This window comes from Virgibacillus sp. GM2-2, from assembly GCF_055329585.1.
The window spans coordinates 1-22129 of sequence record NZ_JBUZWC010000020.1; the positions used below are offsets into that span (position 1 = coordinate 1).

Consider the following 22129-nt stretch of genomic DNA (forward strand, 5'->3'; position numbering starts at 1 on the left):
AAGATTATCGCATGAATGACCTAGCATTAATATGTGGGGAGTATTTGACGCTTACCGACTTTTAATAAATGAAATTGGGTTAAAAAAGTTATAACTCTACCTCGATTTTCAATGGAGGTAAACCGCCTAGTATTGAATGGGCACTGCTCAGTAGCGGACACAGAAGACCTTATTTTTACTTTTCGAACGTGTTTTAGAGGTTGAAAGGACACAGGATGCCTTATTCAGTATAAAAAGTGTAATTTCACCTTGTTTTTGTCTTAATAAGGTACCCTGTGACCGCGAGCAGTCCCATTTACCTCTATTTTGCATAAATAAAGTATCCTGTGTCCGCTTAGCTCAATTTCCCTGCGCTTTTTTGGAAGTTGGAGTGTTCCGCAGCGGTAATCATAACTTTAAACGATAGTATCAAAAAATAGCATACCAAATGATAAATGGTATGCTATCCCTAATCCCGTTCCAAATATTATTTGGAAGCTTTCCGTTTTTGAGCTAAGTAATATCCCAGTGTAAGAGCACCATATAACCCTTCAAGGTTGTGGCGATCAATGAAATTTTTTCCTTCTTCTGTATTTCCTTTCATTGATACGGAAACATCGACTAGCTTAGATGACAGCTTTTCAGTTGAACGACCAACATCACCAACAATATGAAATAACGGGCTCAATTCATTCATTTGCTTGTTCACACTTGCTATAGCTTCTGTACTAGCTTGTAACGTACTTTTTGTTTGATCAACGACAACATTAATATTATGAGGTAAATCATCTGTCGTACGTTGAATACTAAAGAGTACATTTCCAAGATTATTAAGAGGCTTTATTAAGACTATTACTAGCCCAACAAATGCAATACCAATGACTAGCACTCCAATTCCTAACCAATCCATACTTCTTACCTCCTCCTAGATGCTATTTGTTAACTTCTGTTTGTACGTCCTGTTTGATTTTCTTCAACTTGGACGATTGTTTTTGTCCTTCATTAAAAAGCTTCGATCCTTTTGTTAGTTCTTTACGCTTTCTGAACCAATAATAACCGAGTGCAAAAGAACCATAAACACTACTTAAATAATTGCGTTTTCCTGTAGAACGTCTATCATCTGATTTATTTCTAACTGATGCGCTGACATCCACTAACGAAGATGAAAGTTTCCTTGATGATTCTCCAATATCACCAACAATGTAAAATAGTGGGCTTAAGCCACGTAACTTTTCATTTACATCTGCAAGTGTTTCATTACTATGTCGTATTAATGTGCTTGTTTCTTTTAGCACTTCATCAATTTGGTGAGGAAGCTGTGTAACTGTTTTGTCAACACCTTCAAGCACGGATGCCAAATTATTAAGTGCCTTTGCAATAAATAATGCTAAAATTAAAAATGCTAAGCCAATAAGTAGTACACCTAATCCAGTCAGACTCATACTTCTCCCTCATTTCTCTCATTACTTTTCCATTTAGAAAACAATCGAAAGGCGACCTCACTCCACTGAACACTATGTGCAACTGAACGCACATCACGCAAAGTACGATCAGACGAAAGCTTTTTTGTTTGTCGATCAGCAGCACGATTAAGATTCTCCACTGACGTTCCAACATTTTCTAAGGTTTCGAATAAGCCATCTGTCGCTCGAAGCTTATTTTCCACATCATCAATTGTTTTGTCTGTTTCTTTTATTGTGTTTTCTAATTCGGATGTTATGTAGTGTAACTTTGTTTCTACTTCACCCAGCGTGATACCAAGCGATTTTTGTACATTCGTAAGCCTGAGTAAAACTTTGGCAATATAGATTGTAACAATCGCAAATGCTATTGCACAAAGAAACACACCTATATATACAAATTCCATATGTCATAGCCTCCTTGTAACAGACTTATTCCACTTTTAATGATAACCTAAACGAATTACTTTATCTCGCCAAAACTCCTATAACCAGATACTTTCCCCAATCCTTGTATGTGAAATGAATTGCATCGTTCCAATTGATTTTGCTTTCCTTTAAAGGAGTAACAAACGTAGCACCAGTCCGAAACTCCTCTTCTGGGTCTTCGGCTATCCATTCCCCTACTTTAGCACCTTTTGTGATTTGTTGCATACTTGCCATTTCCATGCCAGTTTCAATCTTTTGTTGATAAAGCGTTCCGTCGTTTCTCATTTTCCAAATTGTATTACTATAAATAGTATCCTCAAATAAAGCAGTTGCATTCTCTGCTTTTTTTGTAGTGATAGACAAATTTGCATGATATCCTGGCAATAAACCTTCTAAGTCAGCATCTTCTGCAAAGGCAACACTAAACGGATACTCACTCTTGTTATGCAAATCAATATTCTCCGGTAATTCACTAACAGTCGCAATAGAGCCCTTTAGCATCACATTATTTTCATTTACCGCTATTTCAACTGGCATTTCTTGTTGAATAATCGTGCGTTCCTTCTCTGTTAATTCCCCTTCAATATGCAACCCTTGCGCTGCAATTGTAATTATTGGATCTTGTAACGATTCAGATACTAGTGTTACTTTTCCATTATAAGGACTTTCCACAGTAATAGTATCACCGCTTGAATCTAGCTCTGTTAGCTGTGATTCAATACTTGCAAGCTTTGCTTCCGCCCGGCCTAATTCTTTTTCCTTTTCAATCAAGTATTGCTCTTTCATATATTCTGATTCAATAGAAGGAAGTGTCGTTACAATTTCGTTGCCTTCCTCATCTTCACCCGTTTGTATTTGAACAGTTGGAATTCGGTATGATGAAATCTCTGCAATCGCATCCTCAATTGCCGCTATTTCTCCCTCTAGTTGGTCCGCCTGACTCGTTAAATATTCTTTTGTTTCATAATAATCGTGTACTCGATATGTATATAACTGATCACCTTGATTAACCTGCGTACCTTTTTCGACCAAAAACTCCTGGAAGCTACCTAGGCTTTTATCGAAATAGACATTGTTTTTATTAATTGCTGTTAGTACACCAGACTTCTCCATCTTATTATATAGATTAGCTTGAAAAACTTCTGACCATTCGTTTACATATGATTTCCTTTCAACTGTGCCGTTATCATCCAAGTAAACTAATAAGCCGTTAATTGCGGTAAACAAAATGATGCAAGCTATCATAATTTTTCTACGCTTCATTCAAACCACCTACTTATCATAAAGCTATCGAAGTATGTTAAAAACGCGACAATAAACCAGTAAAAAATATGTAGTGATAGGACATTAATCCATATCCAATGCCGCTTCAAGTTAGATAGAAAACTGATATACCGTACCTGAAACCAAATAACCCAAATCTGCACGAGCGATATAGCTCCGAAAAAATATACCGGCCAATCCGCTTCCGTCAAATACGAAACAATGATCCCGAATGAAAGTGGTGAAACATACCAATCCAAGCCGAAGTTAATATACACCGGTATCCAAATCACACGCTCTATCAGCATGACAAATAATACTACCTGTTGCATGATTAACAGCTTTTGATAAGGTATTTCTGCTACTAAACGAAAAATAAGTGCAGGCACAAATAAAAGGAACGCAGTCAATAATATGGCATATGCTATCCTTCCTACAACAAACCATAATTTGCTTTGTTCATACGTTAATTCACTTAATGAAGGTGCACCAGATGAGATCATGTCGGTGCCCATGCCTAGCGATGCCATCCATGCATATATAATCATGCTTAATAAAACAAGTAATCCTGTAACTTTCCATACGTTATATACCTTTTCCGCTTCTTTGATTCGATACAAACTATCATCAATCGGAAAGAAAAATTTAATTAAATTAAAATGATATGTCATACAGCACATTCCTTTGCTATAATTCTATGAAATGGTTTTCTATTCCAATTTAATCTTAACGCAATGTTCGATAATATTCTATCTTTTTTTAAAAATTGAACTAGGAAAAATCAGAAGATAAGTTTATATATTCGTATCGATACATAAAAAATACCCTCTCTCCACAAAGGAGAAAGGGTATTTGATAGAAAAGCTTAACGCTTTGAGAACTGTGGTGCACGACGTGCGCCTTTAAGACCATACTTCTTACGCTCTTTCATGCGAGCGTCACGAGTTAGGTAACCTTCACGTTTAAGAGAAGCGCGGTATTCTGGATCAGCTTCTAGTAGTGCGCGAGAGATACCATGACGGATAGCACCAGCTTGGCCAGTGAATCCTCCACCATGAACGTTAACTAAAACGTCGTATGTGCCTTCCGTTTCTGTAGCAGAAAGCGGTTGGTTCATGATTAATAGTTGTGTCTCATATGGAAAATAGTCAGCAGCGTTACGGCCGTTGATGACAACTTTACCGTTACCTGGAACTAGACGTACACGTGCAGTTGATTTTTTACGACGACCTGTGCCGTAGTATTGTACTTGTGCCACTTGGTTGACCTCCTTTTAATTATCCGCGAAGTTCGTAAACTTCTGGTTTTTGTGCTTGGTTGTTATGCTCTGAACCTTTATATACGTGCAATTTTTTACTCATTTTACGTCCTAGTGATCCTTTTGGAAGCATGCCTTTAATTGCAAGCTCAAGCATTTGCTCAGGATATTTCGTACGCATTTCGTTAGCATTACGTGCTTTCAATCCACCTGGGTGGTTTGAGTGACGATAATACATTTTATCGTTAAGTTTATTTCCAGTAAGCTCGATTTTTTCAGCGTTAATAATAATTACGTTATCACCAGTGTCTGCATGTGGTGTATACGTTGGTTTATGTTTACCACGTAGCAAAGTCGCAACTTCACTTGCTAGACGACCTAGACGTTGTCCTTCAGCATCTACAACAAGCCATTTGCGTTCAATGTTACTTTCGTTAGCCATGAACGTTGTACGCATGATAGTTTCCCTCCTAATTTACATCAATCAATTTCGTTTATTTCATCATAATTAGTTTTCCGGGGCTAATCATGGTTTTGAAATAAAATGCCATATATCATCATATACTACTTGATAGCCCTATGTCAAGGAGTTACAAGCTTTTTTCCTCATATTTTACATTCCACAAATATAATCCTTGGGGTGGAACCGTTTCCCCTAATAGCCTACGATCTTTCTTTTCTAATAGATCAATCATATCATCGTGTCGACGCCTACCTTGCCCAACATCTAGCATTGCCCCGACGATAATTCGAACCATATTATATAAAAAACCGCTTCCTCGAAAAATAAATTCAATTTCATTTCCATTACTTACACAGCTTACTTGATAAAGTGTCCTAACTTTACTCCCTTTAGTAGTTGCTTTTGCAGAGGAAAACGTTGTGAAGTCGTGTTCTCCCTCTAAATGCTCGCAAGCTTTTTTCATTGCTTCGACATCAAGTTGATAAGGAAATTGGTAAGCGTAGTTCTGTTTAAAAACATCTCGCTCTTTTTCATTCCATATATAATAGCGATACTCTTTTTCGACTACATCATATCTAGCATGAAAAGTAGCTTGCATTTTCTCTACCTTTTTAACATATAAGTCATCAGGTAATAACGTGTTAAGTGCACGTTTCCAATTATCCTGTGGGATGCTTAACGATGAATCGAAATGAATCGTTTGCCCTTTCGCATGGACACCTGTGTCGGTACGCCCAGATGCTTGAATGCGAATATGCTCCCCTTTATGAATCTTCGTTAATGCTTTTTCTAGTTCACCGTGAACCGTTCGTTTTTTTGGCTGGATTTGAAATCCTGAAAAGTTAGTACCATCGTAGCTAATTACACATTTAATTCGTTCCACTTCATCCAGCCACCTTGCTTAATAATTTCTAAATAACAATAAAACTATTACAACACAAATAAATAAAATATAGATAGCGATATCTCGTTTCTCTATCTTCAATTCACGTAGTTTTGTTCGACCTTCCCCACCTTGATATCCACGTGCTTCCATCGCCATTGCTAGTTCCTCTGCACGCTTAAATGCACTGACAAATAATGGGACAAGCAATGGCACTACAGCCTTAATGCGCTCCTTCATTTTACCTGTACGAAAGTCTACTCCACGGGAAGCCTGTGCCCGGGAAATTTTCTCCGTTTCTTGCATTAACGTAGGAATAAACCGTAATGAAATCGACATCATTAATGCCAGTTCATGTACCGGAAACTTTATTTTTTTGAGTGGATGTAAAAGATCCTCAATTGCATCCGTAATTTCGATCGGTGTGGTAGTTAGCGTCAACAATGATGTTACGAGAATTAAAAGGAAAAACCGCATCGAAATTTTGATACCTTGAATTAATGCACCTGAATAAATATTAAATGAAAAAATTTCAACTAACACTGTTCCCTCTTTTGTAACGAAAAGGTGAAGGAAAAAGGTAAAAATAATTAAAAACCATACTGGGGTTAACCCTTTTAAAATAAAACGAATGGGAATTCTAGTAGTAAACGTGCAGGCAAGTGCAAAGACAGTTAAAATGCCGTAGCTTACAAAGTTGTTTGCCAAGAATACAATGAAAACAAAAAAGAAAATGACGGTTATCTTTGTTCTCGGATCCAATTTGTGAACAAGTGATTGTCCTGGCACATATTGACCAATTATCAATGCATTATTCAACGGATTCAGCCTCCTTTAGTGCTTGCTGAATCGCTTCTGCAATTTCTTTTGTTGTCTGTCTATGAAACGGTATTTTTCTATCAAACTTTTTTTCAAATGAAGTTAGAAATTGAACCGCTTCTGGGATATCAAGTTGTACTTTATTCAACGCTTCTTGTTGAATAAAAACTTCTTCCGGCTTACCTTCCATGTATTTGTTCCCTTTGTTTAAAATGATGACATGATCAGCATATTTAACAGCGTCCTCCATGCTATGTGTAACCAGAATGGTCGTTAACTTCTGTTCATGATGAAGCGTATGAAACATTTCCATGATTTCTTTTTGACCACGAGGATCGAGTCCTGCGGTTGGTTCATCCAATACAAGTACCTCGGGTTGAATCGCTAATACACCTGCAATAGCTACCCGTCGCATTTGTCCACCACTAAGGTCAAATGGGGAACGTGATAGCAATTCTTCATTTAATCCTACAGCAGGAGTGATTTGTTTGATACGTTTCTTAATTTCATCTTTCGATACATTAAAATTTTCAGGGCCAAATGCAATATCTTTTTCCACTGTTTCTTCAAACAATTGGTGTTCTGGATACTGAAATACGACTCCAACCTTGCTCCGTAATTCCTTTAAGTTCTTTGGCTTCTCTTCATTTGTTAAACGAAAATTACCAATCGTTACTTCTCCTTCACTAGGCATCACGAGACCGTTTAAATGCTGAATTAAGGTAGATTTGCCTGAACCAGTATGTCCTATAATAGCAACAAAAGAGCCAGATGGTATTTGAAATGACAAATCTTCAATCGCTTTATGGGCAAATGGTGTATTCTGTTGATATATATAGCTTACGTTCTTGAATGTAATGTCCATAAGTCCTCCAACAATTCCTCATGATTTAAGGCCTCATCCGTGATAGGAACACCAAGCTGCTTTAACTCGTCTACTAAAATAGCCACAAAAGGAACATCAAGTCCAATTTCACGAAGCTCTTGTTTCTTAGCAAAAATATCACGCGGATTAGCCTCGTCCCAAATTTCCCCCTCATTCATGACGATTACCCTTTCTGCTTGTACAACCTCCTGCAAATCATGAGTAATCGTAATCAATGAAAGCTGATGCTCTTTTTGCACACTTGATACTGTATTCATGATTTCTTTCCGACCTTTTGGATCTAACATCGCTGTTGCTTCATCCAAAATAAGAACTTCCGGTGAAATTGCCAATACACTTGCAATCGCAACACGTTGTTTTTGTCCGCCAGATAATCGGTGTGGCTCTGTCATTCTATAATCTTGCATCCCCACAGCATTTAAATTTGTATCAATACGCTTAATCATTTCTTCTCGCGGAATTCCACGGTTTTCCATTCCAAATGCAACATCATCCTGAACAGTTGTACCTACGAACTGGTTATCCGGATTTTGAAATACCATTCCAACATCTTTACGGACTTCCCAAATCGATTCCTCTGTTATCTTTACTCCATTTATGAGGATCTCGCCTTCCTGTGGAAAGAGTAAACCGTTCAATAATTTAGCAATTGTTGATTTTCCTGACCCGTTGTGTCCAATAATGGCTATCCATTCATTTTTGAAAATATGAAAACTACAATTTTTAAGCACCCAAGGCTCTTCTTCTCCATATCGGAACGATACATTTCTAAACTCTATTAACTTTTCTCGCATTGGTGTTACCTCCTCTAGCTCAGCTCATCGCCTGGGTTTTTTCTCGTGTTATTTCTAATTAAGCATCCAACCGGTGACATTTGCACGCATCTAACGGACACACGATTCCTTATTTGTATAATAATGCCCTATTTTATTCAGTATGCGGACTCAGGATCCCTTATTTAACAAAAAAGCAGTGTTTTCCTGTACTTTTTCGCAAATAGCGTACCCTGTGTCCGTTAAGCACTGTATTTTCATTAATTTAACTTAAATAAGGTACTCTGTGTCCGCCCACGCCGCTAAACAGTCGCCTTCGCTTTTCTTTGTCTAGCTCCGTGGGCTAGCGGCTCGAGACGTAAGCAATTGACACTCCGAGCACAAACCCAGTGCTCTACGGTCTCTTGCTTACGCTTGTCGCCGCTGGGCGAGCCCACTTCGCTTTTCTTACTACAAAAAAAGGGCTTGGCTTCACCTCGTGGAAGAGATTCAGTCCTGCCCTTAATGCGCAAAAGCTTCATTATACTAGTTCGATAATTGCCATCTTTGCTCCGTCACCTTGACGAGCTCCAAGCTTAAGAACACGTGTATATCCACCTTGTCGTTCTTCGTAACGTTCTGCAATTTCACCGAATAGCTTTTGAATAACGTTTTCGTTTTCATTAGCTTCTTGGTTGTATAAGAATGATGCGGCTTGACGACGCGCATGTAAATCACCGCGCTTGCCTAGTGTAATCATTTTATCCGTAACAGATTTTAATTCTTTCGCTTTTGCTTCAGTAGTTTCAATGCGTTCATGAATGATTAAGTCTGACGCAAGATTGCGAAGTAATGCCATACGAGTATCTGTAGTACGTCCTAGTTTTCTAGCCATGGACTATCCCTCCCTTTTTGAAAGTCTAAAGGTGTCTATCGTTATCAGTCGTCATTACGTAATCCTAAGCCAAGATCCTCAAGTTTTACTTTTACTTCAACAAGTGATTTACGGCCTAAGTTACGCACTTTCATCATATCTTCTTCTGATTTATTTGAAAGCTCTTGAACTGTATTAATACCAGCACGTTTCAAACAATTATAGGATCTAACCGATAGATCAAGCTCTTCAATTGTCATTTCCATTACTTTTTCTTTTTGATCTTCTTCTTTTTCAACCATTATTTCAGCATTTTGAGCTTCGTCAGTTAACCCTACAAAAATATTAAGGTGCTCGGTAAATATTTTTGCGCCTAATGAAACAGCTTCTTCAGGACGAATGCTTCCATCGGTCCATACATCTAATGTTAACTTATCGAAGTTCGCGATCTGTCCGACACGAGTATTTTCAACTTGGTATGTTACGCGTGAAACTGGTGTAAAGATTGAGTCAACTGGGATAACACCGATTGGTTGATCGTCATGGTTATTTCCTTCTGCAGGACGATAACCGCGACCACGCTCCGCAGTTATTTTCATATGCAAGCTTCCATTGTTGTTAATTGTAGCAATAGGAAGTTCTGGATTTAATACTTCAACATCACTATCATACGTTAGATCTGCAGCCGTAACTTTTCCTTCTCCCTGCACATCAATCTCTAGAGTTTTTTCTTCATCAGAGTAGATTTTAAGAGCAAGCTTCTTCAAATTCAATATGATTGTTGTAACATCTTCTACGACTCCATCAATCGTTGAAAATTCATGCTGTGCTCCATCGATTTGAACTGCCGTTACAGCAGCGCCCGGAAGTGAGGATAATAGGATACGACGCAAGGAGTTTCCTAGAGTAGTACCATATCCACGTTCAAGCGGTTCGACGACGAATTTACCAAAATTGGCATCATCGCTGATCTCTACTGTTTCTATTTTTGGTTTTTCAATTTCGATCATTCAACAAAACCCTCCTCTAAAACGTCGAAACCCCGGCTAGACAAAACGGTCTAACCGAAATTCCCCAAATAGGCAGTTGGCGTTTCTGCACTATTGTATTTCTTTCGTATTGTCTGTCGTTCATCGATGCTTTCTGTTTAGGATGGTGTAAAAAGGACGTTCCTTCCTACCCTCCATACTTTTAGCTATCATAACCCATTATAGACAGGGTGACAAATTATATACGGTACAATTACACACGACGACGTTTTGGTGGGCGACAACCATTGTGAGGAACTGGTGTTACGTCACGAATAGCTGTTACTTCTAGGCCTACTGCTTGAAGGGAACGGATAGCTGCTTCACGACCAGCTCCAGGGCCCTTAACAGTTACTTCTAGTGTTTTCATTCCATTATCCATAGCAGCGTTAGCTGCTGTTTCAGCTGCCATTTGTGCTGCGAAAGGTGTTGATTTACGAGAACCTTTGAAGCCAAGTGATCCAGCTGAGCTCCAGCTAACAGCGTTACCTTGCACATCCGTAATTGTAACGATTGTGTTGTTAAACGTAGAACGGATATGTGCAATACCAGTATCAATATTCTTTTTCACACGACGCTTACGTGTATTAGTTTTACGAACCATTGATTAGCTTACCTCCTTCACGTTACTTTTTCTTGTTAGCCATTGTACGACGTGGGCCTTTACGAGTACGTGAGTTGTTTTTTGTTTTTTGACCACGAACTGGTAATCCACGGCGATGACGGATACCTCTATATGATCCAATCTCGATCAAACGCTTGATGTTAAGGGATACTTCACGACGAAGGTCACCTTCAACAGTATGAGCTTCAAGTGCTTTACGAATGTTACCTAGTTCATCTTCTGTTAAATCGCGCACACGAGTGTCTTCAGAAACGCCTGCTTCTTTAAGGACTTTCTGTGCAGTATTCTTTCCAATACCATAAATATATGTTAATGAAATAACTACACGTTTATCACGTGGAATATCAATACCTGCAATACGTGCCATAAATTTCTTGCACCTCCTTGATAATTAGCCTTGTTTTTGCTTGTGTTTTGGATTTTCGCAAATCACCATTACTTTGCCTTTACGCTTAATAACTTTACACTTTTCGCAAATTGGTTTTACAGATGGTCTTACTTTCATCTTCTTTACCTCCTTTAATATCGGAGCTCTCTCGGTTATTTATAACGGTACGTAATCCGTCCTCTAGTTAAATCATACGGTGAGAGTTCAACTGTCACTTTGTCACCAGGTAAAATACGGATGAAGTGCATACGAATTTTACCTGAAACATGTGCTAAAACCGTATGACCGTTTTCAAGCTCAACTTTAAACATTGCATTGGGCAATGTATCCGTTACTGTACCTTCAACTTCAATTACATCGTCTTTCGCCATCGTGTTGGTCTCCCTTCTTCAAATCAGTCACAACTTCATTGACAAATTTAGCTATGGCAAATCTTAACTTACCATTTGTGACACGACCAGTTTCTAGAAGGCTATTTTGAACTTCAGGGGAAATGTAATCCATCAATTCGATATGATGGATATTCTTTTTCTTTGGTCGATCATACTTACGTTTTTCCCCATCTGCTAGCATGACATACCCGTCGTCTATCATATTAATTACAACCGCGTATTGTCCTTCTTCACGGCCTTGCATAATACGAACAATTTGACCTATTCGCGGAATCGAATCAGCTTCGCTCAACAACGATCACCTTCACTTAGGCTATAGTTTTAATGCTACCTTTTAAAAGGATTTATTTTAAGTTACTAGCAACATCCTGTGTCACTTTTATTACAATACTCGTTTTCGATCAATCACGACTTCTATTATACCTTTTAACAAATAGAAATGCATCCATCCTGTTATTATACAGTTTTCATGCTTATTTTTCTAATTTCGTTTGAATATCTTGAAAAACAACATTAATTTCCTTTGATCCATCAATGGTTACAAGATATCCTTTTTCATTGTAAAAGTCTAGCAGTGGCTTCGTTTGTTTGACATTTACATCCAAACGAGTTTTCACTGTTTCAGGTGTGTCGTCTTTACGTTGGATTAGCTCTGTACCATCTTTGTCACATATACCTTCTTCTTTCGGAGGGTTATACATAACATGGTACGTAGAACCACATGTCGGACAAACTCTACGACCAGTCAGACGCTTTATTAGTTGTTCTTTAGGAACGTCTACATGTAGTACATAGTCAATGTCTTCATCCATGTTGGAAAGAAGCGCTTGTAAAGCTTCTGCTTGCGCAATTGTACGTGGAAATCCATCTAGTAGAAATCCATTTTTACAATCATCTTTACGTAAACGCTCTTCAACAATTCCAATCGTAACTTTATCAGGAACAAGATCCCCTTGATCCATGAATTCTTTTGCTTTCTTTCCAAGGTCAGTTCCTTCTTTTATTGCTAAACGGAACATATCTCCTGTTGAGATATGAGGGATGTTATATTTTTCACTTATTTTTTCGGCCTGCGTGCCCTTACCAGCACCAGGAAGACCCATTAAAATTAAATTCAACAAAGTTCCCCTCGCTCTCATTGGTAACAAGTCTTACTTGATAAATCCTTTGTAATGGCGTTTTACTAACTGACTCTCTAATTGCTTCATTGTCTGAAGTGCAACACCTACAACGATTAGTAAACTTGTTCCGCCGATTTGTACAGCGGTAGGTAAATCAGCCAAACCGCCCAATACAATAGGTAGTACAGAAACTCCAGCAAGGAAGATCGATCCTACAAAGGTAAGTCGATACATTACTCTTGTTAAATACGTTTCTGTGTTTTTTCCTGGTCGAATTCCAGGAATATATCCACCTTGTTTTTGTAAATTCTCAGCCATTTGTTCTGGGTTAACCTGAACAAATGTATAAAAGTATGTGAATGCAATAATTAGCACAACATAAATGGTCATACCAATTGGTTGGGTATAATCAAAAATTCGTTCGATTGTTGCTGCAACATCACCTTCAAAGAATCCTGCAACCGTGCTCGGTGCGATAATAAAAGCAATAGCAAAGATTACCGGAATAACACCTGCAGCATTAACCTTTAACGGTAAATGCGTTGAGTGACCACCAACTGGTGAACGGTTCACCAATTTTTTAGCATATTGAACAGGTATCTTACGTAGTGCCTGTTGAATGAAAATAACACCAACAGTAACAGCGATAACAACCAAAATAATCATCGCAACAATAACCACGTTGATAAACAATTCATCACCAGGATTTACGAAATACTGGCTATATAATTGATTAACACCATTTGGTACTGCAGCTACGATACCAGCAAAGATTAGAATGGATATCCCATTTCCAACACCATTTGCAGTTATTTGCTCCCCGACCCACATTAAGAAAGTCGTACCTGCTGTCAAAACAAGTGCAATGACACAAAATGTTAGGATACTAGGGTTACTAATTAGCTGACCACCTGCCAATTGGTTGAATCCAATGGACATGGCGATTGCTTGAACAAATGCAAGACCAACGGTACCGTATCTTGTGACCTGAGCCAGCTTCTTACGGCCCATATCCCCTTGCTTTTTCCACTCGGTAAATTTCGGTACAACATCCATTTGAAGTAATTGCATGATGATCGATGCTGTGATATAAGGCATAATTCCCATTGCGAAAATGGAGAAGTTCTGTAATGCCCCACCACCAAATGTGTTTAGAAAACCAAAAACACTTCCTTGATTCATTAAATGATCAATTGCTTCTTTATCAGTATATGGCACGGGAATAAACGTACCCAGACGGAAGACGATTAACATGAGTAATGTAAAAATGATTTTCCGTCTGATGTCACCCACGCGCATAAGATTGGAGATTGTACGGAACATTAAATCACCTCTGTTTGACCGCCCGCTGCTTCAATAGCTTTCTTAGCTGAAGCAGAGAACTTATGTGCTTTTACAGTAAATTTCTTTTCAACAGCACCGTTGCCAAGTACCTTAATACCTGCCTTCAGTTTGCTTACTACACCTTCTTCAAGAAGAAGTTCTGGTGTAATTTCTGTGCCGTCTTCAAATCGATTTAAAGCATCAAGATTTACCACAGCGAATTCTTTACGATGAATGTTTGTAAATCCACGTTTCGGTAAACGTTGGAATAATGGCATTTGACCACCTTCAAAGCCCGGACGAGTTCCGCCACCTGAACGTGCCTTTTGTCCTTTATGCCCTCTTCCGGAAGTTTTTCCGTTACCAGAAGATGTTCCACGACCTACACGATTTCGTTCTTTACGGCTTCCTTCTGCTGCTTTCAATTCATGAAGTTTCATACGAGCACCTCCCTTTTACGCTAATGTGTATTTAAACCTCTTTAACCGCAACGAGATGAGATACTTTGTTAACCATTCCACGAACGGCTGGAGTATCTTCACGTACCACGGATTGACGAATTTTTTTAAGTCCTAAAGACTGAACAGTACGTTTTTGTACCTCTGTTCTTCCAATAACACTGCGCGTGAGGGTGATTTCTAATTTTTTAGACATAGTATTTCCCTCCTTATCCTAACAGTTCTTCTACAGACTTTCCGCGTAGTTTAGCAACTTCTTCTGCGCGTTTCAAGTTTGTTAGTCCATTTAATGTAGCGCGAATCATATTAATAGGTGTGTTTGAACCTAGTGATTTTGTTAAAATATCACCTACACCAGCAAGTTCTAAAATTGCACGAACAGGTCCACCTGAGATAACCCCAGTACCTTCTGCAGCTGGTTTCATTAAGACATTACCTGCACCAAATCTTCCGTGAATTTCATGTGGAATAGTAGTTCCAACGATTGGTACTGTAATCAGGTTTTTCTTTGCATCATCTACAGCCTTCTTAATTGCTTCAGGTACTTCTTGTGCTTTACCAGTACCGAATCCAACATGACCGTTTTTATCGCCAACTACAACTAGTGCAGCAAAACGAAAACGACGTCCACCTTTAACAACTTTTGCAACACGGTTAATCGTTACAACACGTTCTTCAAGATCTAATTTGTTCGGATCTATGCTTGTACGCATCTATGTCCCTCCTTTATCTATCGATTAAAATTCAAGACCTGCTTCGCGAGCAGCATCTGCTAATGCTTTTACACGTCCATGATAAAGGTAGCCTCCGCGATCGAACACAATCGATTTGAAACCTTTATCTTGGGCACGTTTAGCGATCAATTCTCCGACTTTTTTAGCAGCATCAACATTACCAGTACCTTCAGCAGACAATTCTTTATCAACTGTAGAAGCACTTGCTAATGTAACACCATTTACGTCATCTATTAGCTGTGCATAAATGTTTTTGTTTGAACGATAAACATTTAAGCGAGGGCGTTGTTCTGTACCGGAAAGGTTTTTACGAACACGCTTTTGTCTTTTTTTACGCAAACCATTTTTGTCAGGTTTTGTGATCATCTAGGTCACTCCTTTCTGCTCCCTAACCAATCTTACTTAGCAGTTTTACCTTCTTTACGACGTACATATTCGCCTTCATAACGAATTCCTTTACCTTTATAAGGCTCAGGTGGGCGTACCGCGCGAATATTTGAAGCAACTGCTCCAACTAATTCTTTATCGATTCCTTTTACAACGATTTCTGTGTTTTTAGGAACATCTATTTCAATACCTTCACGTGCTTCCATTTCAACTGGATGTGAATAACCAGCGTTCAATACAAGTTTATTACCTTGCTTTTGTGCACGATAACCAACCCCAATAAGCTCAAGTTTTTTTTCAAAACCTTTATGAACTCCTTCCACCATGTTACCGATGATGCTGGTAGTTGTACCATGTAATGCACGATGTTCTTTATGATCACTCGGGCGTTCAACTGTTAATACATTGTCGTTAATAACAATTTTCATATCGTTATGGAACGTTCTTGTTAATTCACCTTTAGGTCCTTTAACAGTAACAACGTTTCCGTTTAACTTAATTTCTACGCCTTCTGGAATTTCAATTGGCTTAAGTCCTATACGAGACATTCCATGCACCTCCTGTCTTAAAAATGTTAATTACCAAACATAAGCTAGAACTTCGCCACCAACAGCTTGATTGCGTGCTTCTTTATCAGATAACACACCTTTAGATGTTGATACGATAGCAATACCTAAACCGTTTAGTACACGAGGCACCTCATCAGCTTTTGCATAAACACGTAGTCCTGGTTTGCTTATACGTTTGATACCTGTAATTACTCGTTCGCTTCCTACACCGTACTTAAGGAAAATACGCAGAACACCTTGCTTGTTATCTTCAATGAATTCATAATCACGTACAAAACCTTCACGTTTTAAAATATCAGCGATTTCTTTTTTCATCTTAGAAGCCGGAAGCTCTAATTTTTCATGGCGTACCATGTTTGCATTACGAATACGAGTAAGCATATCTGCGATTGGATCTGTCATAACCATTACTCATTACCTCCTTCCCGTATCGGGGTTTACCAGCTTGCTTTTTTAACACCAGGAATTTGACCTTTATGGGCAAGTTCGCGGAAACAAATACGGCATAGTTTAAATTTACGAATTACAGAATGTGGACGACCACAACGTTCACAACGTGTATATTCTTGTACCTTATACTTTTGTGGGCGTTTTTGTTTCGCAATCATTGATTTTTTAGCCACAATTTTCCCTCCTTGTTTTAGCTCTAAGCTTATTTTTGGAAAGGCATGCCTAGTTGAGCCAAAAGTTCACGCGCTTCTTCGTCAGTATTTGATGTTGTTACGATAACAATATCCATACCGCGCACTTTACTTACTTTATCATAGTTGATTTCTGGGAAAATTAGTTGTTCTTTCACACCTAATGTATAGTTTCCACGGCCATCAAAAGCCTTTTTTGAAATACCACGGAAGTCACGAACACGTGGAAGTGAAACCTGTACAAGCTTTTGTAAAAATTCATACATGCGCTCACCACGAAGTGTTACTTTAGCACCGATTGGCATTCCTTCACGTAAACGGAAACCAGCGATTGATTTCTTCGCACGTGTCACCATTGGTTTTTGCCCAGAAATTAATGCAAGTTCTTCTACAGCACTATCTAGTGCTTTCGAGTTTTGAACCGCATCACCAACACCCATGTTAATAACGATTTTTTCTACACGAGGTGTTTCCATTACTGAATTGTAATTAAATTTATTCATCAAAGATGGCATTACGTCATCATGATATTTTTGTTTAAGTTCGTTCATCATGTCGCCCTCCTTTCGTCGCTAAACTATTTATCTAATGCTTCACCGGATTTTTTAGCGATGCGGACTTTCTTTCCGTCACGATCTTCATATCCAACACGAGTTGGTTCTCCGGATTTAGGATCAATCGGCATTACGTTAGAAACATGAATAGCTGCTTCTTGATTTAATATTCCACCTTGTGGATTATCTTGTGAAGGTTTTGCGTGTTTCTTTACCATGTTAATTCCTTCTACAAGTACACGATCCTTTTTTGGATATGCTTCTAAAACAGTACCTTGTTTTCCGCGGTCTTTACCGGAAATCACTTTTACTTTATCACCTTTTTTTACATGCATGCTTGACGCACCTCCTTGACAAGGCTTTTCAATACTTCTTATAAAACTTCTGGTGCTAGAGATACGATTTTCATAAAGTTTCCATCACGTAATTCACGTGCAACTGGTCCGAAAATACGAGTCCCTCTTGGACCTTTATCATCACGAATGATGACAGCAGCATTTTCATCGAAACGAATGTACGATCCATCTTTTCGACGCACGCCACTTACAGTACGTACGATAACTGCTTTTACTACTTCACCTTTTTTGACAACGCCACCTGGTGTTGCTTGTTTGACCGTACAAACAATTACATCACCAATGTTTGCAGTTTTGCGTCCAGAACCACCTAACACTTTAATCGTTAGCAATTCACGAGCTCCAGAGTTATCTGCCACTTTTAAACGAGTCTCTTGTTGAATCATATCGCTGTGACCTCCCTTCGGATACCTTCCGAGCGAACCCGAACTTTAATTATATAATTACCGCTTCCTCCACAACTTCTACTAAACGAAAACGTTTCGTAGCCGATAGCGGACGAGTTTCCATGATACGAACGATATCACCAGTTTTAGCTTGGTTATTCTCATCATGTGTTTTGAATTTTTTAGAGTATTTAACACGCTTACCGTATAATTTATGAAACTTGTATGTTTCCACTAATACAGTGATTGTTTTATCCATTTTGTCAGATACAACACGACCTGTGTACTCTTTACGATTATTTCGATCACTCATTTTGAGGCTAACCTCCTCTCGGGTTTCTAGTTATTTACACTTAGTTCACGTTGACGTACAACTGTTTTTAAACGAGCAATGGACTTACGTACTTCACGAATACGTGCAGTATTTTCTAAAGATCCAGTTGCTAGTTGAAAGCGTAAATTAAATAGTTCTTCCTTTAATGTTTTTACCTTTTGTTCAATTTCGGCAGTGGTTAGTTCTCTGATTTCATTAGCCTTCATTGATTTCACCACCAATTTCTTCACGTTTTACGAACTTAGTTTTAATCGGTAGTTTATGAGAAGCAAGACGCAATGCTTCGCGCGCAACTTCTTCACTTACACCTGCGATTTCAAACATAATTTTACCTGGTTTTACTACTGCAACCCATCCTTCAGGAGCACCTTTACCGGAACCCATTCGAACTTCTAGGGGCTTTGCAGTATATGGTTTGTCTGGAAAGATTTTAATCCAAACTTTACCGCCACGTTTCATATAACGAGTCATTGCAATACGAGCAGACTCAATTTGGCGGTTTGTGATCCATGATGCTTCAAGCGCTTGTAAACCGTATTCACCAAAAGATACAGTTGTACCGCCTTTTGCTTGACCTCTCATTTTACCACGATGTTGTCTACGATACTTAACACGTTTGGGCATTAACATAATGCATATCCCCCTTCCTTATTTGTTAGTTTTAGTTGGAAGGACTTCTCCACGATAGATCCACACTTTTATACCTAACTTACCGTAAGTTGTATCAGCTTCTGCTGTACCATAATCGATGTCAGCACGTAATGTGTGTAGTGGTACTGTTCCTTCACTATAATGTTCCGCACGAGCGATGTCTGCTCCACCTAGACGGCCGGAAACTTGTGTTTTAATTCCTTTTGCTCCACCACGCATTGCGCGTTGAATTGATTGCTTCTGAGCACGACGGAATGAAATACGATTTTCTAGTTGACGTGCGATGTTTTCAGCTACCAAAGTTGCATTTAAATCAACTTTTTTCACTTCAACAATATTAATGTGTACACGTTTACCAGTTAAGCTATTTAATGATTTACGTAATGCTTCTACTTCAGATCCACCTTTACCAATTACCATACCAGGCTTACCAGTATGAATGGTAATGTTTACACGGTTTGCTGCGCGTTCGATTTCAATAGAAGAAACAGCAGCAATGCGCAAACGGTTTTCAAGATATTCTCTGATTTTAATATCTTCATGTAGTAAGTCTGCATAGTCTTTGCCAGCATACCATTTTGACTCCCAGTCTTTAATGACGCCAACGCGAAGACCGGTTGGATTTACTTTTTGACCCACTGACTATCCCTCCTTCTTTTCTGTTAAAACCACTGTAATGTGGCTAGTGCGTTTGTTGATTTTACTTGCACGTCCTTGTGCACGTGGACGAAAACGTTTCAATGTTGCACCTTCATTTACGAATGCTTCAGACACTACTAGGTTATCTGTATCCATTTCGTAGTTGTGTTCCGCATTTGCCATAGCAGACTTTAGAACCTTTTCTACGACTGGAGAAGCACCACGTTGTGTATGGCGTAAAATTGCTACCGCTTCGCCAACATTTTTTCCTCGAATTAAATCTACTACTAAACGTACTTTACGAGGAGCAATACGAACAGATTTTGCAACGGCTTTAGCTTGCATGCTGAGTGCCTCCTCTCATTAGCGTTTTGTTTTCTTGTCATCGCCAGCGTGTCCTTTGTACGTACGGCTTGGCGCGAATTCACCTAATTTATGTCCGACCATATCTTCTGTAACATACACTGGTACGTGTTTACGTCCATCGTATACAGCTACAGTGTGACCTACGAATGTAGGGAAAATTGTAGAGCGACGAGACCAAGTTTTTACTACTTGTTTCTTGTCATCTTCATTTAGTTTGTCGATCTTTTTCAATAGATGGTCATCTGCAAAAGGTCCTTTTTTCAAACTACGACCCATGGATAAACCTCCTTTCGCAATTGAGAAAACCGGGTGTTATAACCCGCTCACTTTTCCGTTATTTTTTACGTTTACGAACGATAAATTTATCGGTAGGTTTGTTACGTTTACGAGTTTTATATCCAAGAGTTGGTTTACCCCAAGGAGACATTGGTGATTTACGTCCGATTGGAGCGCGTCCTTCACCACCACCGTGTGGGTGATCGTTAGGGTTCATAACAGAACCACGAACAGTTGGGCGCTTGCCTAACCAACGAGAACGTCCTGCTTTACCAATGTTTACAAGCTCGTGTTCGATGTTTCCAACTTGACCGATTGTCGCGCGGCAAGTAGAAAGCACTAAACGTACTTCTCCAGAAGATAAGCGTACTAGTGTATACTTTTCTTCACGTCCAAGAATTTGTGCTTCAGCACCTGCAGATCTAGCTAGCTGACCACCACGTCCAGGCTTCAATTCAATATTGTGGATAATTGTACCCACTGGGATGTTTTGAAGTGGAAGAGCGTTACCTACTTTAATATCTGCTTCTTTACCAGACTCAATTTCTTGGCCTACTTTAATACCTTTTGGAGCTAAAATATATCTTTTCTCTCCGTCAACATAATTAATTAATGCAATATTAGCTGAACGGTTTGGATCGTATTCGACCGTAGCAACGCGTCCGCGTATTCCATCTTTATCACGTTTGAAATCAATCACGCGGTATTGGCGTTTATGACCGCCACCTTGATGACGAACCGTTAGTTTTCCTTGGTTGTTACGTCCACCGCGCTTGTATAACGGGCTTAACAAGGATTTCTCCGGCTTATCTGTTGTGATCTCAGCGAAATCTAAAGTTGTCATTCCGCGTCGACCATTACTAGTTGGTTTATACTTTTTAATCGCCATCTTTTTCCCTCCTTCGCTTTTTTCTAGTTATTAACCTTCAAAGAAGTCTAGCTCTTTGCTGTCTTCTGAAAGCTGTACAATAGCTTTTTTACGGTCTGAACGGTACCCACCGTAACGACCCATTCGCTTGAATTTACCTTTAAGATTCATTGTGTTCACTTTTACTACTTTTACACCAAAAATTAGTTCAACAGCATCTTTAATCTCTGTTTTATTTGCTTTTGGGTAAACTTCAAAAGTGTATTTTTTATCTGCCATTAAATCAGCAGAGTTTTCCGTAATGACAGGGCGCTTAATAATATCACGTGGATCTTTCATTATGCAAGCACCTCCCCTGCTTTTTCAGCTGCATCCTTTGTTAAGATCAGCTTGTCATGCATAAGCAAGTCTAAGACATTAACTTGTTCAACAGTAAGTACTTTTACTGACTGAAGGTTGTTTGCAGAACGAATTACGTTCTCGTCTTTTTCCGCTGTTACAATTAGCGCTTTTGTATCAACATTTAATGCGCCTAGCATTTTAACTACTTCTTTCGTTTTAGGTGCATCAAGTGCGATGTTTTCTAAAACTACTAGGTTTTCTTCTTTCACTTTTGAAGAGTAAGCAGATTTAAGTGCTAAACGACGAACTTTTTTAGGAAGCTTGTAGCTGTAGCTGCGTGGTGTAGGTCCAAATACAGTTCCTCCACCAACCCATTGTGGTGAACGGATAGAACCTTGACGAGCACGGCCAGTTCCTTTTTGACGCCATGGTTTACGACCACCGCCGCGTACTTCCGAACGATTTTTCACAGCATGTGTACCTTGACGCATAGTTGCACGTTGCATAACTACCGCTTCGTGTAAAACATGTGTGTTTGGCTCGATACCGAATACCGAATCATTCAATTCTACTTCTCCAGCTTGTGAACCATCTTGTTTAAATAGTGCTACTTTAGGCATGACAT

39 protein-coding genes are annotated in these 22129 nt (G+C 39.0%); all 39 read right to left on the bottom strand.

Features of this window, described 5'->3' with window-relative positions; genetic code table 11:
* Positions 1-466 precede the first annotated feature (466 nt).
* The 39 genes from ACY9Z2_RS17065 to rplD all read right to left on the bottom strand — a co-directional run bounded on the left by ACY9Z2_RS17065 (position 467) and on the right by rplD (position 22124).
* Entirely contained in the window at positions 467-889 is a 423-nt protein-coding gene (locus ACY9Z2_RS17065) for a DUF948 domain-containing protein (protein ID WP_463610877.1), read from the bottom strand.
* Positions 890-911: 22 nt separating this feature from the next.
* Positions 912-1421: a DUF948 domain-containing protein gene (locus tag ACY9Z2_RS17070; protein WP_463610878.1), complete on the bottom strand. Its 510-nt coding sequence runs from the start codon at positions 1419-1421 to the stop codon at positions 912-914.
* Positions 1418-1846, bottom strand: coding sequence for a DUF948 domain-containing protein (locus ACY9Z2_RS17075; protein WP_463610879.1), 429 nt, complete (start codon positions 1844-1846; stop codon positions 1418-1420). Before ACY9Z2_RS17075 ends, ACY9Z2_RS17070 begins: the two co-directional genes overlap by 4 nt.
* 61 nt (positions 1847-1907) lie before the next feature.
* Positions 1908-3131, bottom strand: coding sequence for an efflux RND transporter periplasmic adaptor subunit (locus ACY9Z2_RS17080; protein WP_463610880.1), 1224 nt, complete (start codon positions 3129-3131; stop codon positions 1908-1910).
* Positions 3128-3802: a hypothetical protein gene (locus ACY9Z2_RS17085; protein ID WP_463610881.1), complete on the bottom strand. Its 675-nt coding sequence runs from the start codon at positions 3800-3802 to the stop codon at positions 3128-3130. Before ACY9Z2_RS17085 ends, ACY9Z2_RS17080 begins: the two co-directional genes overlap by 4 nt.
* Positions 3803-3996: 194 nt before the next feature.
* Positions 3997-4389, bottom strand: a complete 393-nt coding sequence (gene rpsI, locus ACY9Z2_RS17090) for a 30S ribosomal protein S9 (RefSeq protein WP_463610882.1) — start codon at positions 4387-4389, stop codon at positions 3997-3999.
* A gap of 19 nt (positions 4390-4408) precedes the next feature.
* A complete protein-coding gene (gene rplM / locus ACY9Z2_RS17095) occupies positions 4409-4846 on the bottom strand; it encodes a 50S ribosomal protein L13 (RefSeq protein ID WP_463610883.1) in 438 nt (145 codons plus the stop codon).
* A gap of 133 nt (positions 4847-4979) precedes the next feature.
* The gene (truA, locus tag ACY9Z2_RS17100; protein ID WP_463610884.1) at positions 4980-5735 is read right to left on the bottom strand and encodes a tRNA pseudouridine(38-40) synthase TruA; all 756 of its coding nucleotides are present in this window, start codon (positions 5733-5735) and stop codon (positions 4980-4982) included.
* Positions 5736-5753: 18 nt separating this feature from the next.
* On the bottom strand, positions 5754-6554 hold the full coding sequence (locus ACY9Z2_RS17105) for an energy-coupling factor transporter transmembrane component T family protein (RefSeq protein ID WP_463610885.1): 801 nt from the start codon (positions 6552-6554) through the stop codon (positions 5754-5756).
* Positions 6547-7419, bottom strand: a complete 873-nt coding sequence (locus tag ACY9Z2_RS17110; RefSeq protein ID WP_463610886.1) for an energy-coupling factor ABC transporter ATP-binding protein — start codon at positions 7417-7419, stop codon at positions 6547-6549. Before ACY9Z2_RS17110 ends, ACY9Z2_RS17105 begins: the two co-directional genes overlap by 8 nt.
* A complete protein-coding gene (locus ACY9Z2_RS17115) occupies positions 7395-8234 on the bottom strand; it encodes an energy-coupling factor ABC transporter ATP-binding protein (RefSeq protein ID WP_463610887.1) in 840 nt (279 codons plus the stop codon). The genes ACY9Z2_RS17110 and ACY9Z2_RS17115 overlap by 25 nt, the downstream gene beginning before the upstream one ends.
* Before the next feature lie 499 nt (positions 8235-8733).
* Positions 8734-9087 carry a 50S ribosomal protein L17 gene (gene rplQ, locus ACY9Z2_RS17120; RefSeq protein WP_463610888.1) on the bottom strand — a complete coding sequence of 118 codons (354 nt, stop codon included), beginning with the start codon at positions 9085-9087 and terminating at the stop codon, positions 8734-8736.
* A gap of 44 nt (positions 9088-9131) precedes the next feature.
* Positions 9132-10076, bottom strand: a complete 945-nt coding sequence (locus ACY9Z2_RS17125) for a DNA-directed RNA polymerase subunit alpha (RefSeq protein ID WP_463610889.1) — start codon at positions 10074-10076, stop codon at positions 9132-9134.
* Between the two features lie 232 nt (positions 10077-10308).
* Complete coding sequence (gene rpsK / locus ACY9Z2_RS17130; RefSeq protein ID WP_463610890.1) at positions 10309-10698, bottom strand: 30S ribosomal protein S11; 390 nt, start codon at positions 10696-10698, stop codon at positions 10309-10311.
* A gap of 22 nt (positions 10699-10720) precedes the next feature.
* Complete coding sequence (gene rpsM, locus ACY9Z2_RS17135) at positions 10721-11086, bottom strand: 30S ribosomal protein S13 (RefSeq protein ID WP_463610891.1); 366 nt, start codon at positions 11084-11086, stop codon at positions 10721-10723.
* A gap of 24 nt (positions 11087-11110) precedes the next feature.
* Positions 11111-11224: a 50S ribosomal protein L36 gene (gene rpmJ / locus ACY9Z2_RS17140; protein WP_002509257.1), complete on the bottom strand. Its 114-nt coding sequence runs from the start codon at positions 11222-11224 to the stop codon at positions 11111-11113.
* A gap of 35 nt (positions 11225-11259) precedes the next feature.
* Positions 11260-11478 (bottom strand): translation initiation factor IF-1, encoded by a 219-nt coding sequence (infA, locus tag ACY9Z2_RS17145; protein WP_010652072.1) that lies wholly within the window; start codon positions 11476-11478, stop codon positions 11260-11262.
* Positions 11456-11791: a KOW domain-containing RNA-binding protein gene (locus ACY9Z2_RS17150; protein ID WP_463610892.1), complete on the bottom strand. Its 336-nt coding sequence runs from the start codon at positions 11789-11791 to the stop codon at positions 11456-11458. Before ACY9Z2_RS17150 ends, infA begins: the two co-directional genes overlap by 23 nt.
* Positions 11792-11972: 181 nt before the next feature.
* Positions 11973-12617: an adenylate kinase gene (locus ACY9Z2_RS17155; protein ID WP_463610893.1), complete on the bottom strand. Its 645-nt coding sequence runs from the start codon at positions 12615-12617 to the stop codon at positions 11973-11975.
* A gap of 33 nt (positions 12618-12650) precedes the next feature.
* On the bottom strand, positions 12651-13943 hold the full coding sequence (secY, locus tag ACY9Z2_RS17160) for a preprotein translocase subunit SecY (RefSeq protein WP_463610894.1): 1293 nt from the start codon (positions 13941-13943) through the stop codon (positions 12651-12653).
* The gene (rplO, locus tag ACY9Z2_RS17165; protein ID WP_463610895.1) at positions 13943-14383 is read right to left on the bottom strand and encodes a 50S ribosomal protein L15; all 441 of its coding nucleotides are present in this window, start codon (positions 14381-14383) and stop codon (positions 13943-13945) included. The genes secY and rplO overlap by 1 nt, the downstream gene beginning before the upstream one ends.
* A gap of 31 nt (positions 14384-14414) precedes the next feature.
* Positions 14415-14597: a 50S ribosomal protein L30 gene (gene rpmD / locus ACY9Z2_RS17170; RefSeq protein ID WP_463610896.1), complete on the bottom strand. Its 183-nt coding sequence runs from the start codon at positions 14595-14597 to the stop codon at positions 14415-14417.
* A gap of 13 nt (positions 14598-14610) precedes the next feature.
* Positions 14611-15114, bottom strand: coding sequence for a 30S ribosomal protein S5 (gene rpsE, locus ACY9Z2_RS17175; protein ID WP_463610897.1), 504 nt, complete (start codon positions 15112-15114; stop codon positions 14611-14613).
* Between the two features lie 24 nt (positions 15115-15138).
* Positions 15139-15501, bottom strand: coding sequence for a 50S ribosomal protein L18 (gene rplR, locus ACY9Z2_RS17180; RefSeq protein WP_463610898.1), 363 nt, complete (start codon positions 15499-15501; stop codon positions 15139-15141).
* A 32-nt stretch (positions 15502-15533) separates the two neighbouring features.
* The gene (gene rplF / locus ACY9Z2_RS17185; RefSeq protein WP_463610899.1) at positions 15534-16070 is read right to left on the bottom strand and encodes a 50S ribosomal protein L6; all 537 of its coding nucleotides are present in this window, start codon (positions 16068-16070) and stop codon (positions 15534-15536) included.
* A gap of 30 nt (positions 16071-16100) precedes the next feature.
* The gene (gene rpsH / locus ACY9Z2_RS17190) at positions 16101-16499 is read right to left on the bottom strand and encodes a 30S ribosomal protein S8 (protein WP_463610900.1); all 399 of its coding nucleotides are present in this window, start codon (positions 16497-16499) and stop codon (positions 16101-16103) included.
* A gap of 29 nt (positions 16500-16528) precedes the next feature.
* Positions 16529-16714, bottom strand: coding sequence for a type Z 30S ribosomal protein S14 (locus ACY9Z2_RS17195; RefSeq protein ID WP_089060905.1), 186 nt, complete (start codon positions 16712-16714; stop codon positions 16529-16531).
* A gap of 29 nt (positions 16715-16743) precedes the next feature.
* Positions 16744-17283, bottom strand: a complete 540-nt coding sequence (rplE, locus tag ACY9Z2_RS17200; protein WP_463610901.1) for a 50S ribosomal protein L5 — start codon at positions 17281-17283, stop codon at positions 16744-16746.
* Positions 17284-17309: 26 nt separating this feature from the next.
* Positions 17310-17621 carry a 50S ribosomal protein L24 gene (rplX, locus tag ACY9Z2_RS17205; RefSeq protein WP_463610902.1) on the bottom strand — a complete coding sequence of 104 codons (312 nt, stop codon included), beginning with the start codon at positions 17619-17621 and terminating at the stop codon, positions 17310-17312.
* 38 nt (positions 17622-17659) lie between these two features.
* A complete protein-coding gene (gene rplN / locus ACY9Z2_RS17210; protein WP_463610903.1) occupies positions 17660-18028 on the bottom strand; it encodes a 50S ribosomal protein L14 in 369 nt (122 codons plus the stop codon).
* Positions 18029-18077: 49 nt separating this feature from the next.
* A complete protein-coding gene (gene rpsQ, locus ACY9Z2_RS17215; protein ID WP_463610904.1) occupies positions 18078-18341 on the bottom strand; it encodes a 30S ribosomal protein S17 in 264 nt (87 codons plus the stop codon).
* Between the two features lie 26 nt (positions 18342-18367).
* Positions 18368-18568, bottom strand: a complete 201-nt coding sequence (rpmC, locus tag ACY9Z2_RS17220) for a 50S ribosomal protein L29 (RefSeq protein WP_463610905.1) — start codon at positions 18566-18568, stop codon at positions 18368-18370.
* On the bottom strand, positions 18558-18992 hold the full coding sequence (gene rplP / locus ACY9Z2_RS17225) for a 50S ribosomal protein L16 (protein WP_463610906.1): 435 nt from the start codon (positions 18990-18992) through the stop codon (positions 18558-18560). The genes rpmC and rplP overlap by 11 nt, the downstream gene beginning before the upstream one ends.
* Positions 18993-19010: 18 nt before the next feature.
* Positions 19011-19652, bottom strand: coding sequence for a 30S ribosomal protein S3 (gene rpsC / locus ACY9Z2_RS17230; protein WP_463610907.1), 642 nt, complete (start codon positions 19650-19652; stop codon positions 19011-19013).
* A gap of 3 nt (positions 19653-19655) precedes the next feature.
* Positions 19656-19997 (bottom strand): 50S ribosomal protein L22, encoded by a 342-nt coding sequence (gene rplV / locus ACY9Z2_RS17235; protein ID WP_463610908.1) that lies wholly within the window; start codon positions 19995-19997, stop codon positions 19656-19658.
* A gap of 18 nt (positions 19998-20015) precedes the next feature.
* Complete coding sequence (gene rpsS, locus ACY9Z2_RS17240; protein ID WP_463610909.1) at positions 20016-20294, bottom strand: 30S ribosomal protein S19; 279 nt, start codon at positions 20292-20294, stop codon at positions 20016-20018.
* Between the two features lie 58 nt (positions 20295-20352).
* Positions 20353-21183: a 50S ribosomal protein L2 gene (gene rplB / locus ACY9Z2_RS17245; protein WP_463610910.1), complete on the bottom strand. Its 831-nt coding sequence runs from the start codon at positions 21181-21183 to the stop codon at positions 20353-20355.
* Between the two features lie 30 nt (positions 21184-21213).
* Complete coding sequence (gene rplW, locus ACY9Z2_RS17250; RefSeq protein ID WP_463610911.1) at positions 21214-21501, bottom strand: 50S ribosomal protein L23; 288 nt, start codon at positions 21499-21501, stop codon at positions 21214-21216.
* The gene (gene rplD / locus ACY9Z2_RS17255; RefSeq protein ID WP_463610912.1) at positions 21501-22124 is read right to left on the bottom strand and encodes a 50S ribosomal protein L4; all 624 of its coding nucleotides are present in this window, start codon (positions 22122-22124) and stop codon (positions 21501-21503) included. The genes rplW and rplD overlap by 1 nt, the downstream gene beginning before the upstream one ends.
* Between the last annotated feature and the right edge of the window lie 5 nt (positions 22125-22129).

Bases quoted from the DNA above. Each gene is read 5' to 3' on its own strand.
- ACY9Z2_RS17065 (WP_463610877.1), bottom strand. From the start codon at position 889: ATGGATTGGTTAGGAATTGGAGTGCTAGTCATTGGTATTGCATTTGTT.
- ACY9Z2_RS17070 (WP_463610878.1), bottom strand. From the start codon at position 1,421: ATGAGTCTGACTGGATTAGGTGTACTACTTATTGGCTTAGCATTTTTA.
- ACY9Z2_RS17075 (WP_463610879.1), bottom strand. From the start codon at position 1,846: ATGGAATTTGTATATATAGGTGTGTTTCTTTGTGCAATAGCATTTGCG.
- ACY9Z2_RS17080 (WP_463610880.1), bottom strand. From the start codon at position 3,131: ATGAAGCGTAGAAAAATTATGATAGCTTGCATCATTTTGTTTACCGCA.
- ACY9Z2_RS17085 (WP_463610881.1), bottom strand. From the start codon at position 3,802: ATGACATATCATTTTAATTTAATTAAATTTTTCTTTCCGATTGATGAT.
- rplM (WP_463610883.1), bottom strand. From the start codon at position 4,846: ATGCGTACAACGTTCATGGCTAACGAAAGTAACATTGAACGCAAATGG.
- ACY9Z2_RS17110 (WP_463610886.1), bottom strand. From the start codon at position 7,419: ATGGACATTACATTCAAGAACGTAAGCTATATATATCAACAGAATACA.
- ACY9Z2_RS17115 (WP_463610887.1), bottom strand. From the start codon at position 8,234: ATGCGAGAAAAGTTAATAGAGTTTAGAAATGTATCGTTCCGATATGGA.
- rplQ (WP_463610888.1), bottom strand. From the start codon at position 9,087: ATGGCTAGAAAACTAGGACGTACTACAGATACTCGTATGGCATTACTT.
- ACY9Z2_RS17125 (WP_463610889.1), bottom strand. From the start codon at position 10,076: ATGATCGAAATTGAAAAACCAAAAATAGAAACAGTAGAGATCAGCGAT.
- rpsK (WP_463610890.1), bottom strand. From the start codon at position 10,698: ATGGTTCGTAAAACTAATACACGTAAGCGTCGTGTGAAAAAGAATATT.
- rpsM (WP_463610891.1), bottom strand. From the start codon at position 11,086: ATGGCACGTATTGCAGGTATTGATATTCCACGTGATAAACGTGTAGTT.
- rpmJ (WP_002509257.1), bottom strand. From the start codon at position 11,224: ATGAAAGTAAGACCATCTGTAAAACCAATTTGCGAAAAGTGTAAAGTT.
- infA (WP_010652072.1), bottom strand. From the start codon at position 11,478: ATGGCGAAAGACGATGTAATTGAAGTTGAAGGTACAGTAACGGATACA.
- secY (WP_463610894.1), bottom strand. From the start codon at position 13,943: ATGTTCCGTACAATCTCCAATCTTATGCGCGTGGGTGACATCAGACGG.
- rplO (WP_463610895.1), bottom strand. From the start codon at position 14,383: ATGAAACTTCATGAATTGAAAGCAGCAGAAGGAAGCCGTAAAGAACGA.
- rpmD (WP_463610896.1), bottom strand. From the start codon at position 14,597: ATGTCTAAAAAATTAGAAATCACCCTCACGCGCAGTGTTATTGGAAGA.
- rpsE (WP_463610897.1), bottom strand. From the start codon at position 15,114: ATGCGTACAAGCATAGATCCGAACAAATTAGATCTTGAAGAACGTGTT.
- rplR (WP_463610898.1), bottom strand. From the start codon at position 15,501: ATGATCACAAAACCTGACAAAAATGGTTTGCGTAAAAAAAGACAAAAG.
- rplF (WP_463610899.1), bottom strand. From the start codon at position 16,070: ATGTCTCGTATAGGACTTAAGCCAATTGAAATTCCAGAAGGCGTAGAA.
- rpsH (WP_463610900.1), bottom strand. From the start codon at position 16,499: ATGGTTATGACAGATCCAATCGCAGATATGCTTACTCGTATTCGTAAT.
- rplE (WP_463610901.1), bottom strand. From the start codon at position 17,283: ATGAACGAACTTAAACAAAAATATCATGATGACGTAATGCCATCTTTG.
- rplX (WP_463610902.1), bottom strand. From the start codon at position 17,621: ATGCATGTAAAAAAAGGTGATAAAGTAAAAGTGATTTCCGGTAAAGAC.
- rplN (WP_463610903.1), bottom strand. From the start codon at position 18,028: ATGATTCAACAAGAGACTCGTTTAAAAGTGGCAGATAACTCTGGAGCT.
- rpsQ (WP_463610904.1), bottom strand. From the start codon at position 18,341: ATGAGTGATCGAAATAATCGTAAAGAGTACACAGGTCGTGTTGTATCT.
- rpmC (WP_463610905.1), bottom strand. From the start codon at position 18,568: ATGAAGGCTAATGAAATCAGAGAACTAACCACTGCCGAAATTGAACAA.
- rplP (WP_463610906.1), bottom strand. From the start codon at position 18,992: ATGTTAATGCCCAAACGTGTTAAGTATCGTAGACAACATCGTGGTAAA.
- rplV (WP_463610908.1), bottom strand. From the start codon at position 19,997: ATGCAAGCTAAAGCCGTTGCAAAATCTGTTCGTATTGCTCCTCGTAAA.
- rpsS (WP_463610909.1), bottom strand. From the start codon at position 20,294: ATGGGTCGTAGTTTGAAAAAAGGACCTTTTGCAGATGACCATCTATTG.
- rplB (WP_463610910.1), bottom strand. From the start codon at position 21,183: ATGGCGATTAAAAAGTATAAACCAACTAGTAATGGTCGACGCGGAATG.
- rplW (WP_463610911.1), bottom strand. From the start codon at position 21,501: ATGAAAGATCCACGTGATATTATTAAGCGCCCTGTCATTACGGAAAAC.
- rplD (WP_463610912.1), bottom strand. From the start codon at position 22,124: ATGCCTAAAGTAGCACTATTTAAACAAGATGGTTCACAAGCTGGAGAA.